General features: G+C 38.5%; 10 protein-coding genes and 1 tRNA gene. 3 read left to right on the top strand and 8 right to left on the bottom strand.

Annotated elements, in window-relative coordinates; translation table 11 throughout:
* Position 1: 1 nt before the first annotated feature.
* Complete coding sequence (gene wecB, locus AC6UD8_RS02020; protein WP_500699332.1) at positions 2 to 1105, bottom strand: non-hydrolyzing UDP-N-acetylglucosamine 2-epimerase; 1104 nt, start codon at positions 1103 to 1105, stop codon at positions 2 to 4.
* 192 nt (positions 1106 to 1297) lie between these two features.
* On the opposite strand from wecB, the gene AC6UD8_RS02015 reads away from it, so the two are divergent.
* Positions 1298 to 2236: a glycosyltransferase family 2 protein gene (locus AC6UD8_RS02015; RefSeq protein ID WP_500695212.1), complete on the top strand. Its 939-nt coding sequence runs from the start codon at positions 1298 to 1300 to the stop codon at positions 2234 to 2236.
* A 96-nt stretch (positions 2237 to 2332) separates the two neighbouring features.
* Here the strand turns inward: AC6UD8_RS02015 and AC6UD8_RS02010 are convergent, their stop codons facing one another.
* The 7 genes from AC6UD8_RS02010 to AC6UD8_RS01980 all read right to left on the bottom strand — a co-directional run bounded on the left by AC6UD8_RS02010 (position 2333) and on the right by AC6UD8_RS01980 (position 9074).
* The gene (locus AC6UD8_RS02010; RefSeq protein ID WP_500693612.1) at positions 2333 to 3694 is read right to left on the bottom strand and encodes a gluconate:H+ symporter; all 1362 of its coding nucleotides are present in this window, start codon (positions 3692 to 3694) and stop codon (positions 2333 to 2335) included.
* 134 nt (positions 3695 to 3828) lie between these two features.
* Positions 3829 to 4716, bottom strand: a complete 888-nt coding sequence (locus AC6UD8_RS02005) for a GRP family sugar transporter (RefSeq protein ID WP_500696550.1) — start codon at positions 4714 to 4716, stop codon at positions 3829 to 3831.
* A 132-nt stretch (positions 4717 to 4848) separates the two neighbouring features.
* Positions 4849 to 5736 (bottom strand): GRP family sugar transporter, encoded by an 888-nt coding sequence (locus tag AC6UD8_RS02000; protein ID WP_500693583.1) that lies wholly within the window; start codon positions 5734 to 5736, stop codon positions 4849 to 4851.
* Between the two features lie 144 nt (positions 5737 to 5880).
* A tRNA-Arg gene (locus AC6UD8_RS01995) sits at positions 5881 to 5953 on the bottom strand.
* Positions 5954 to 6003: 50 nt separating this feature from the next.
* Entirely contained in the window at positions 6004 to 7272 is a 1269-nt protein-coding gene (locus tag AC6UD8_RS01990; protein ID WP_500699299.1) for a DEAD/DEAH box helicase, read from the bottom strand.
* Position 7273: 1 nt separating this feature from the next.
* Positions 7274 to 8269 carry a Gfo/Idh/MocA family protein gene (locus tag AC6UD8_RS01985; RefSeq protein WP_500693581.1) on the bottom strand — a complete coding sequence of 332 codons (996 nt, stop codon included), beginning with the start codon at positions 8267 to 8269 and terminating at the stop codon, positions 7274 to 7276.
* Complete coding sequence (locus AC6UD8_RS01980; protein ID WP_500693580.1) at positions 8262 to 9074, bottom strand: GH25 family lysozyme; 813 nt, start codon at positions 9072 to 9074, stop codon at positions 8262 to 8264. The genes AC6UD8_RS01985 and AC6UD8_RS01980 overlap by 8 nt, the downstream gene beginning before the upstream one ends.
* Before the next feature lie 205 nt (positions 9075 to 9279).
* Here AC6UD8_RS01980 and gntK point away from each other — a divergent pair, with 205 nt between their 5' ends.
* Both gntK and AC6UD8_RS01970 read left to right on the top strand, forming a co-directional pair.
* Positions 9280 to 10845, top strand: coding sequence for a gluconokinase (gene gntK, locus AC6UD8_RS01975; RefSeq protein WP_500696546.1), 1566 nt, complete (start codon positions 9280 to 9282; stop codon positions 10843 to 10845).
* 107 nt (positions 10846 to 10952) lie between these two features.
* Complete coding sequence (locus AC6UD8_RS01970; protein ID WP_500693578.1) at positions 10953 to 12293, top strand: APC family permease; 1341 nt, start codon at positions 10953 to 10955, stop codon at positions 12291 to 12293.
* The last annotated feature ends 2 nt before the right edge of the window (positions 12294 to 12295 follow it).

The following is a 12295-nucleotide window of genomic DNA, read 5'->3' as shown; positions in this document are numbered from 1 at the left end:
GCTAGGACTCTCCTTTAAAAGTTGCCTCAATTGCAGATAAAATTTGCTTAGCTGCCGTTCCATCCCCATAAGGATTATGAGCATCAGCCATCTTTCGGTATTCATCTGGATTATCAAGTAAGTCCTCCATCGCATCTTTAATGGCCTTAGGATCAGTCCCAACTAATCTCAAAGTGCCCGCTTTAACTCCTTCGGGGCGTTCAGTCGATTCTCTAAGAACCAAAACGGGCTTTCCAAGTGAAGGAGCTTCTTCTTGAACCCCACCAGAGTCAGACATAATAAAATAACTCCGAGCAGCCATATTATGAAAATCAACCACATCTAAAGGTGCAATCAAATGGATACGAGAATCACCCTTAAAAATCTGTTGGGCCATCTTTTGAACCACTGGATTAAGATGAACTGGATAAACCACGTCCACATCAGGATGTGAATCAACCACCTGTTTAATTGCCTGAAACGTTCGCCTCATCGGTTCACCTAAATTTTCACGTCGGTGCATTGTAAGTAAGATGATCCGATGATCAGGTTCAATATCATTTAGGATCGAATGATGATAATCATCACTAACCGTTTGATGAAGGGCATCAATTGCTGTATTCCCGGTAACAAAGATGTTTGACCCCAGATGATTCTCTTTTATTAAATTTTGCTTACTTAACTCTGTGGGTGCAAAGTACAAGTCAGCTAAAACATCCGTTAATTGACGATTCATTTCCTCTGGATATGGGGAATATTTATTATGAGTACGCAGCCCTGCTTCAACGTGACCTAACATTTTTTTATGATAAAAAGCAACCACTGAAGCGGCAAACGTACTCGTAGTATCACCATGAACTAGAATAATATCTGGATTAGTTTTAGAAATAATTGGACCTAACTTAGTGATCACAGAAACAGTAATATCTCCAAGTGTTTGATCATTCTTCATAATGTTTAAATTATAATCGGGAGTGATTTTGAAAATATCGAGAACCTGCTGCAGCATTTCACGATGTTGACCCGTGACCACTGTGATTGGTTTAAACTTGTTTCGATTTCGCTTCATCTCTAAAATAATTGGAGCCATCTTAATGGCCTCCGGTCGAGTTCCAAAAACAGTCATAACTTTAATTGGTTTGGTCACATTTAATCCCTCCCATTTGCCTAGTACCTTAAGTATATCAAAAGATTTACCCAATTCCGATGCCAAACCACTTTAAATAATGATAAAATGATATTAAACAATCTGTAAATAATTGGTAATGTATTTTTGAATTTAAAAGTTTAATTGCCAAGTACTAAGGAGTAATTAATTTTGGAAAAAATTAGTCTGATTGTTCCTTGTTATAATGAACAGGAATCAATTGAACTTTTCTACAAAACTGTGGAAAAGGTTTTTGCACAAATGAATAAAGACGGTGAAAAGTATGAGCCTGATTACCTTTTTATAAATGATGGATCAAGTGACAATACCTTTAAGATCATTAAAAATCTTCACGAAAAACATCCTGACACCGTTCACTTCATCTCATTTTCAAGAAACTTCGGGAAAGAAGCTGGAATGGCTGCTGGGCTAAGAAATGCCAAAGGCAATTACATTGCATTAATGGACGTTGATCTCCAAGATCCGCCGGAACTACTTCCTAAAATGCTCAAAATTATTCAGACCCAGGACTATGATTGCGTTGGGTGTGTCCAAACAAGCAGAAAGCAGAATCCAGTTCGAGCTTTCTGTTCTTCGATGTTTTATAAGGTCATCGATAAAATGTCAGACGTTAAAATTAAACCTAACGTTCGAGATTATCGTTTAATGTCTCGACGTTACGTCGATGCAGTAAATGAACTAACAGAATACAATCGATTCTCAAAAGGAATCTTTGCTTGGGTTGGTTTTAACACCAAATATTTAGAGTATCAGGGGGTCCCTCGGGCTGCTGGAGAAACTCATTGGTCTTTCTCACAATTGGTAGAATACTCGATGGAAGGAATTATTGATTTCTCTGATGCTCCACTAACCTTTGCCACTTACGTTGGGATAATCTCATTTTTACTCTCACTCGTTGGGATTGCTTTTGTCGTTATCAGGGCATTATTCTTTGGAGGAGCCGTATCTGGTTGGCCTTCTTTAGTATCAATTATTCTCCTAATCGGTGGAATCCAACTCTTCTGTTTGGGCATTCTAGGAAAATACATTGGAAAAATTTATTTAGAAACGAAACACCGTCCTCAGTACATCATTAAGGACGAAGCATAGTTTAACCGGTAGCCACCTATAAAATTATAGGTGGCTTTTTTATACAAAAAAGACTTCACATCATAAAGTGAAGTCTTTTTGAATTTATTAACTAACTTAGAACATTCCAAGAATTCCATTCAGAATCAAGACCATTATTAGCCCCACAACTGAAATCACGGTTTCTAACACCGTCCAAATTGAGAAAGTTTGTTTCATAGTTAAGTCAAAGTATTCTTTGAACATCCAGAATCCGGCATCATTAACGTGTGATGCGGCAAGTGATCCAGCACCAATGGCTAAGGCCATCATTACTGGGTTAACGTTCAATGAAGACATCAGTGGCATAACAAGTCCGGCAGCAGTCATTCCAGCCACCGTAGCTGAACCTAGCGATACACGAAGAATAACGGCAACTAACCAGCCAAGGATGATTGGAGATAGTGATGAGTGCATCATGATGTTCTTAACGGCATCACCAACACCACCATCAATCAAGACTTGCTTGAAGGCACCACCACCACCAATAACCAATAGAAGCATGGCAATTGATTTAACGGAGGCTTCAATACTCTTAGAAACGTCACTCATTTTCTTACCACGATGGAAGCCCATTGACCAGATAGCAAATACTAAAGCAATTACCATGGCAATCATTGGGTTACCTAACATCGAGATAATAGCATCAAATCCTGATGGCTTAGCAACTGCTTTCCCGCCATGGAAAACTAACTGGTAAATGGTATTAACCGCCATGAAAATAGCTGGTAATAATGAAGTTAAAACCGAAAGACCAAAACTAGGAGTTTCATCTAACTTGTATTCTTTAACTTCACCAAAAGCTGGCAGGCTCTTCTTGACTACGAACGCGCTCGGAACAAACTTCTCAGCAAACTTCGTAAAGACAGGACCAGCAATTAAAACAGCTGGAATTGCAACAATGATACCAAAGAGCAATACCTCACCAATATTAGCGCCCAAGGCTGTGGCAACAGCAGTTGGAGCAGGTTGTGGTGGTAAGAATCCCTGGGTTGCTGACAATGCAGCAGCCATTGGAATTCCTAGATAAACAAATGGTACATCGGCTTCAAGGGCAACCGCGAAGACGATTGGGGTAAGTAATACCAATCCAACTTCGAAGAACAATGACATTCCGATAATGAACGAAGCAATTACGATTGCAATCTGTAATCGCTTCTTTCCAAATTTGTCGATCAGCGTCTTGGCGATTCGATACGAACCACCAGAATCAGAAACCAAACGACCGATCATGGCACCGAATCCGAAGACGATGGCCAATTCACCTAATGTACTACCAATACCAGTCTTAATGGCATCGGCAATTGATGCTGGGTTCATTCCTAATCCAAGCGCAACTAAAATAGCTGTGATGATCAAGGAAACAAAAGTATTTAGCTTAAGTTTGATGATCATGAAAAGGAGAAGTGCGATTCCTAAAATCAACACTATGAAGGGCATGTATGACATTTCTTTTCCTCTTTCCAATTATTAAATTAAAACAACGCTATAAATTAATTGTATACGGTTTCATGCCAGTTTTCAACACCATCTTTTAAAATTAAGCTTCAAAATAGCATCAGCCACCTCTTCTTTTACTTAATAAAACTAGTAATGACTCCTCCAATAATGACGAAAATCATTCCAATGGTAATATATAAAAGTTCTCTTTTAGTTTTGTGTTCGTGTAAAAAGATGATTCCACCAAAGGTTGATATGACAACACACATTTGCGAAATCGTAAATCCAGTTGCTACTCCATTTAATTCGGTTGAAATCAAATAGGTTAAAGCACCAAATCCAAACAAGAAACCACTGATAATATTTTTATAGGTAGCCACTTCTTTAAACGGATTAACCTTGGTTTTAAATATTATAAAGCAGGCAAAGATAGTTCCCATCACGACCATTCCAATGGTTTGAGGGAGAAACGCTGCCCATCCATTCGTATTAGCAACTTTTGGGAATGCCGAATAGCCAACATACCCAAAAGTTCCGATGATTAAAACTAAAACACCCTTTCTAATATTAACCTGTTGCTTTTCTTCCTCAGTTTTTGGTGCTAACGTTCTGTCTTTTTTGGTAGTTAGTAAAACACCCAAAATGATTAAAATAATCGATCCGAATCCAGCTAACTTTGGAATCAAACCCGCCCATTCACCAAAAACAATTACTCCAGTTAATGAATTGCCAATCAACTGAAGACCAGTTGACACTGGCATGGACAACGAAACTCCCATCAGTGAAAATGCAGTGTACTGAGTATATTGTCCAATTGCCCATGCCATCCCAGACAGAAGACAAAGCCAAAAAACTTCTTTTGAAATCACTGGTTGCTTAATGAAATAGACAATAACAGCAATTAAAATGGCTCCATATGTAGAACCCATTAGTTGATTAATTGGCTTTCCACCTAGCAAACCGATTGAAATTGGTAAGATACCCCAAGCAATCGCTGGTAATAATGCAATTAAAATATTCAAACTTAATCCCCCGAATTAAAATAATTTCTAACCATTCTCTTCAAGTTCAATATACTCCCTTTTAAATCAAACCGATATTCAAATTCACAAAAAAAGGACACTAAATGTGTCCTTTTTTGAAAAGATAAAATTTTAAATAAAACTTGTAATGACACCACCAAGAATGACACAAATCATTCCAAGTGTGACAAATACTAGTTCTTTCTTTGTCTTGTGTTCGTGAAGAATTATAATTCCACCAAAGGTTGAAATGACAACACACATCTGTGAAATCGTAAATCCAGTGGCCACTCCGTTTAATTCAGTCGAAATTAGATAGAAGAAGGCACCAAATCCGAACAAAAATCCGGTAATAATGTTTTTATATGAAACAGCTTGTTTAAACGGATTAACCTTGGTTTTATAAGCACTAATAATAACAAAGATCGTTCCCATAATGACCATTCCGATCGTCTGGGGCAGAAATGCTGACCAACCATTGGTATTAGCAATCCTTGGAAAATCAGAGTATCCAATATAGCCAAACATGCCAATTACTAACAGAATTAAACCATTCCGAGTATGCTGAGCGGCATTCTCTTCAGCCGTCTTGGGTTCATTACTGCCATTGTCTTTCAAAGTTGTTAGTAAGACCCCAATGATAATCAAAATAATTGATCCAAAACCAGCTAGCTTGGGAATTAAGCCAGCCCATTCACCAAAGAAAATCACTCCGGTAACTGAAGTACCAACTAACTGCAAACCAGTTGAAATTGGCATCGTTCGTGATACACCAATTTGAGTAAAGGCCATGTACTGAGTCATTTGACCAACTGCCCAAGCCATCCCTGAAAGTAAACACCACCAAAAGTCCTGCATGGTGATCACTGGCTGTTTAAAAATAAACACAAGGATGGCAATAATTAACGCTCCATATGTAGTTCCCATCAACTGATTAACTGGTTTACCACCGATTAACCCAGTTGCAATAGGAAGGAGCCCCCACCCTAACGCTGGGAGTAAAGCAATTAAAATATTCAATATAATTTCCTCCTAAAATGTAAATCCGTGTAGAACCCATTATAATCGCCCATAAGCCCAAAAATCAATTAATTAATTGTCATCACCAACATTTGCCCAAATAAAAAACACCTCATTTAAATGAAGTGTTTTAACGCTTATAGATGACCCCACTCAGACTCGAACTGAGATCGACCGCTTAGGAGGCGGTTGCCCTATCCAGTTGTGCTATGGGGCCAAAAACATTTTCTATTCTCTCACGAATAAAAAATTTAGTAAAGAACCAAACTAATGGTGATTTTTATGACTACTTGGTTTACCCTTATCTTTTTGTTTTCGTTTTCGGTGTTTATTCTTTTTTGGTTTAGCCTGGATAGCTTCGTGCACCTGTCTTTTTTTAGTCAGTGCCTGTTGTTTGATTTCTTTTTGATGTTCTAACTGTGAATCATCAATGTGATCAACGATCTCCCCATTGAAATAATAAATTGGTTTTAATTCATATTCACTATTATCTAAAACGTGCTTTAAATCGCGAAGATCATGGTCATCTCCAAAATTAATTACTAACCCTGGCTCACCCATTCGGCCCGTTCGACCAACACGATGAATGTAGGTATTCGATTCATTTGGCAAATCATAATTAATCACAGCTGGTAATTTTGCAATGTCAAGTCCCCTTGCAGCCACGTCAGTCGTTAATAATAATTTAATTCTTCCCAAACGAAAATCATCCAGCGCCTTTTTGCGGCTCTGTTTACTTTCACCTGCGGCTAATTTTTGTACCTTGCCATTTCCCTCGTGTTTGAAGAAATTAAAAGCCCGATTAAGCGTATCAGTCTGATTAAAAAATACTAATGCTTTAAAACCTTGCATTTTAGATAACCGGTTTAACATCTCATTTCGTTTGGCACGCGAAATTTGAAAGAGGCCATGGGTTACCTTACCCCTGGTTTGATCAACATCCCTAACGTCAATTATGTCGGCACTTTTACCCATTTTTTCCTTTAGATGATACAAAACATCAGTGTCTGTAGCAGAAAAGTAGGCAGCCTGAGCATCTCTTGGAACTGCAGCAATAATATTTTTAACCTGATCTAAAGAAGTATCGTTGAGCAAATCATCAGCTTCGTCAATGACCACTGTTTCAACGTCATTAACCTTTAATTTTCGTTCATTAATCAAGCTAAGAATTCTTCCGGGAGTTCCCACAACAATCTCTGGATGTTTTTTTAACTGTTCTTGTTGCCGTTTAACGTTTGCTCCACCAATCAATGGCAAAATTTTCACTTTAAAAGAAACCGCCCAATCTCTAATCACACCTGCCACTTGCATCGCCAGTTCTTGAGTAGGTTCGATCACAATGACCTGTGTGCCAACCCCTGGCATCGAATTAGCCAAAATCGGCATTGTAAACGCCACGGTCTTGCCAGAACCAGTTGGTGATAGTGCGACAATGTCATTTTCACCCTCAATCATCGGTGCATAGACTGCTTTTTGGATTGGGGTCTGTTTTTCATATCCTAATTTTTCAAAACGCTTAACAAATTGTTCGAGCACACTATTCTCCTATTTGTAAATAATGAATTCCAGCACTATCAGCAAGACGTCCCATTAAAGCATTAACTTTCTGCATTAAATTCAGTCCTCCAACGTATCGATTTTCGTAAACAGGATTCCCTGGATGATTTATGACTTCAGCAAAATCATTTGCTTCTGGAATCATCGGATTGTCGGTATAAAGAGGAGAAATCTCACTTTCTTTACCCTCATTCATTAATTTAGCTGCCGTAAACTCACCAGCATTATCAATTAAGACCGTTTGCTTTCCACAGTAGATCTCTGATTGTTGATACGAAGTAGTCACCTTACTAAAGTTTAAAGTAACATCAAATGTACCATAGTTTAAAACTGCAACCCCTCCACCATCTGCTCCGGTTTCAATGAATTTAGGATAGTACATCTGTGTTCTTGGTAATCCAAATAGAGCAACGGCATCATACACAGGATAAACTCCGAGGTCTTCCAAGGCTCCGCCACCAAATTGAAGGTTAAAGACATTCGGAACTTCACCCTTAAGAACCTTATCGTAGCGAGAAGAATATTTGCTAAAAGTAAATTCTGCCCCATCAATTTTAATATCATCAATTTGATCTTGAACCGCTTTAAAAGCGGGCATGTGAATGTTCCGTGCTGCTTCCATTAAGCGAGCTTTGGGATGTTGCTTTAACGTGTCGATGGCAGACTGGAATTGATATGGTCCAATAAAAGCAGGCTTTTCAACAATGACATTCTTGTCATGCTTAAGTGCTTCAATGACTTGTTGATAGTGAATGGCATTTGGTGAAGCAATATAAACGGTGTCGAATTTGTCAGATTCAAAGAAAACCTGTAAATCATCAAAAATGTTGTCACAATCATTTGGCTGAGCAAATTTCCGCGCCGTATCTAATTTTCTTGAATAAACAGCGTTCAACTTATACTTGCCAGTACTAACAGCAGCATCAACAAACTTTTGTGTGATCCAGTTAGTTCCAATTATTCCTAATTTAATCATTGTAATTCTCCCATTGTACTTCTTCATTATTCACAATATTTACCTGACCTAGATACTGATTCCACTGCTTCTGGTTCCCATTAAAAGCTACGGAATCAAAGCTTCCCTTCTGCCCATCAATGTTTAAATGATCGGAAGAATTCATGTTGATAAAGCGCACGTGCGGTTTCTTTGCATCGCTTTCACTATTTAACCAAAAAGCGGCGTGTGGAATTGATCTAAATTCTCGATACATCTTCTCGTTAGTATTAATAATAACAGGTCGATCGTATCTCTGGTACAAAAACTGAACGAATTCATTAATCCGTTTCTTTTGTTGCTTTAAATTCACGTTGTTTTCATCATACGGATAGTAATATTGAACTTGAATGACGATTGGAAGCGTCCCGGTATTATCTTTGACTTGAGTTATAAAATTACTCTCTTGGTCTTCAATACTACTCTTAAATCCATAGGTATGATAAACCCCAATCTTTAAACCAGATCCCTGACTGCGATTGTAATTATTGTCAAAATTATCGTCAGCAAAACTTGCTCCTTGAGTAGAACGAATGTACACGAACTTTTGGCCTTTCTGTTTAAGTGCCGTAAAATCGATGTACCCATCGTCTTGATTTACCGTCACACCCTGAACTGGATACTTTTTCAAAAGTAATTCGCGATCACGATTTTTATGGGCAAAGTACATCCAAATGGAAATAACGATAACTAGTAGCAGTACACTAACCAGTCCAATTAATGCCCACCTAGTTAATTTTTCTTTTCTTGCTTTTTTTCGAAGGTTGGACCGGTTAATCTCAGTCATTTGGACCTCCTCAATCATTTCTTATAATTAGTATAATTATAAATCAATATTATCACTATTTATTGATATTCGCTTGAATTCAAACGTTGATTTCAATATAATGAAAGCGTTATAAGTAGTATAATTTTTTTACTCGATCACTTAATAAAGTTGGCATGAAATCTGTCATAGAGTGCATCAACTAGCATGGAAGGGAAAGATTATAATGGAAAACGTAATTGGGGTCGACATCGGAACTACAAGTGTCAAAACCGTTTTATACGATGACAAAGGTGAAGTTAAGGGTTATTCAAACGATGGATATACTTTGTATCAAGACACTGCCGACATGGCAGAAGAAGATCCAGAGGAGATTTTCTCAGCGATGATTCAAGGTCTACAAAATGTTCTTAAAAAAGTAGACCCTAAAAAAGACACCATCAAGGGAGTTTCATATTCGTGTGCGATGCACAGTTTGATCCTCTTGGATGAGAATCACAAACCGCTCACCCGCGCAATCACTTGGGCAGATAATCGTGCCGTTGAATACGCAGATAAATTAAAAGAAAACGGCATTGGAATGGAACTTTACAAAAAGACTGGTGTTCCAACTCATCCAATGACACCACTTGTAAAGGCCATGTGGCTCAGAAATGAAAAGCCTGAATTGTTTAAAAAAGCCCGTTATTTTGTTGGTGTTAAAGAATACATCAACTATAAATTATTTGGGGTTCTAAAAGAAGACTATTCGATCGCTAATGCAACTGGCCTATTCAATATTTTTGACATGGACTGGGACGATGAAGCCTTAAAAGTTGCTGGCATCAAGCGTGATCAACTGCCTGAATTAGTAGACACCACTTATCAATTAAAGGGCTTAAACGAAGAATACGCAAATAAAATTGGAATTGATAAAGATACACCATTTATCATTGGTGCTTCTGACGGTCCTCTGGCTAACTTAGGGGTGGACGCCATCAAACCTGGTGTAGTAGCTGTCACAATTGGAACTTCTGGTGCCGTTCGTGTCGTTAACGACAAGCCAACGATTGATCCTAAAGGCCGTGTATTCTGTTACTACCTAGCTAAGAATATGTGGGTTGTCGGTGGACCCGTTAATAACGGCGGAATTGTCTTCCGTTGGGTTCGTGATCAACTTTGCTTGCCAGAAAAAGTCACTGCCGAACAGATGAATATTGATGCTTACGATCTTCTAACTGAGATTGCTTCTAAGATTCCGGCAGGATCCGAAGGATTAATTTTCTTACCATTCTTGGGTGGTGAAAGAGCTCCAATCTGGGATGCCGACGCTCGTGGAACATACTTCGGTTTGACCAGAAAACACACTCGTGCCCACATGATTCGATCTGCTCTTGAAGGAATCGTGTATAACCTCTACACCGTTATGTTAGCCCTTGAAGAAGTTGTTGGCGAACCAAAGAGTATTCAAGCAACTGGTGGTTTTGCTCGTTCAGAACTTTGGCGCCAAATGTTAGCCGACATCTTTGAACAAGACGTCAACATTCCAGAAAGCTTCGAAGGTACGGCTCTTGGAGCTGCTACCCTTGGAATGTACAGTTTAGGCATGATTGACAGCCTTTACGACGTCAGCAAGTTTGTTGGGGTTACCAATACTCATAAACCAAATCCAAAGAATTACCAAGCTTATCGTGAATTGATCCCAATTTACATTCGTCTAAGTCGTCATCTTCAACCAGAATACAAGAACATTGCTAATTACCAACGTGAACATGAAAATGATTGGAAAACCGGTCCAAAAGACGAAGACTAAATCAATATCACTAAAAAGCATCCAATTGGATGCTTTTTTATTTTATGTACTGACTTCGATTTGGCCCCATGCTATAATTAACCATTACGCAAAAAGGAGTGGATCAAATGCCTCAAAGCAACTTAAAGAAAAACATTGGAATCGGTGCTGCCCTGTCAACTGTCATGGGAACCGTGATCGGTGCTGGAGTCTTTTTCAAAACTGCCAGTGTCGTATCTAATACTCATTCTGTTACTCTCACCATCCTAGCATGGATCATTGGTGGTCTTTTAACAATTTGTGGTGGACTAACGGTTTCAGAATTGGCTGCGGCCATTCCTAAAACTGGAGGAACCATTCAATACTTAAAATATACTTATGGACCGCTAACTGGATTCCTACTGGGATGGGCCGAAATTCTTGTGTATTTTCCGGCCAACTTAGCGGCTCTCTCAATTGTTTTCTCCACTCAACTAATTAATTTGTTTCACTTATCAACATCACTCTCAATTACCATTGCAATTATTTGTGCATTAAGTGTTACGTTAATTAACCTTTTAGGATCAAAAGTAGCCGGAAGAGTCCAATCTTTGACACTAATTGTCAAATTAATTCCTATCTTTATCATTGTAATTGCTGGACTATTACTCCCGGGTCACGTTGACGTATCTTTTTGGCCTCCAATCCAGAACCATGGCTCCACTAACCTATTAACTGCTTTTGGTGGCGGATTACTGGCCACAATGTTTGCCTACGATGGATGGATCAACATCGGAAGCATCGCTGGCGAAATGAAAAATCCCCAAAAGGACCTTCCTAAGGCCATTATTTTGGGTTTAACTTTTATTATGATCATCTACGTTTTGGTAAACTGGGTTTTCTTAAAAAATATGCCACTTGATCAAATTGCAGGAAACCAAAACACCGCCTATGAAGTTGCCATGAAACTATTTGGTGGCATTGGCGGAAAACTAGTGACCATTGGCATCTTAATTTCCGTTTATGGCGCTATGAATGGTTACATCTTAACCGGGATCAGAGTTCCGTATGCAATGGGTAAAGACGATCAATTACCATTTAGTAAATACTTTGCAAAACTTTCTAAACACACTGCTACTCCCTATATTTCGGGATTATTTATGTTTATGATCGCTGTCATTATGATTTTCATGGGTAGTTTTGATATGCTAACTGACATGTTAGTTTTCGTGATGTGGATATTTAACTGCCTTTTGTTCGTTGCTTTATTCATTTTAAGAAAACGTGAACCGGAGTTGGTTCGCCCATACAAAGTACCTTGGTATCCAATTGTCCCAATTCTCGCACTAGCCGGGGGAATCTTTATCTTAGTTTCAACGATCCTGACCCAAACCGTTTTGGCTATCATTGGTATCATAGCCACTTTAATCGGAATTCCAGTTTATTACTGGCATAAAATGATGAAAAACAAAACTTCAACTGAAAAATAAAA

It is taken from the genome of Fructilactobacillus sp. X1R3C1, assembly GCF_059901545.1.
The sequence above is the reverse complement of the archived record's forward strand: the minus strand, read 5'-3'. Positions and strand labels throughout refer to the sequence as shown.

What these genes read in the sequence shown, in the direction of transcription:
- wecB (WP_500699332.1), bottom strand. Translation starts at nt 1,105, where the DNA reads ATGACTGTTTTTGGAACTCGACCGGAGGCCATTAAGATGGCTCCAATT.
- AC6UD8_RS02010 (WP_500693612.1), bottom strand. Translation starts at nt 3,694, where the DNA reads ATGCCCTTCATAGTGTTGATTTTAGGAATCGCACTTCTCCTTTTCATG.
- AC6UD8_RS01985 (WP_500693581.1), bottom strand. Translation starts at nt 8,269, where the DNA reads ATGATTAAATTAGGAATAATTGGAACTAACTGGATCACACAAAAGTTT.
- AC6UD8_RS01980 (WP_500693580.1), bottom strand. Translation starts at nt 9,074, where the DNA reads ATGACTGAGATTAACCGGTCCAACCTTCGAAAAAAAGCAAGAAAAGAA.
- gntK (WP_500696546.1), top strand. Translation starts at nt 9,280, where the DNA reads ATGGAAAACGTAATTGGGGTCGACATCGGAACTACAAGTGTCAAAACC.
- AC6UD8_RS01970 (WP_500693578.1), top strand. Translation starts at nt 10,953, where the DNA reads ATGCCTCAAAGCAACTTAAAGAAAAACATTGGAATCGGTGCTGCCCTG.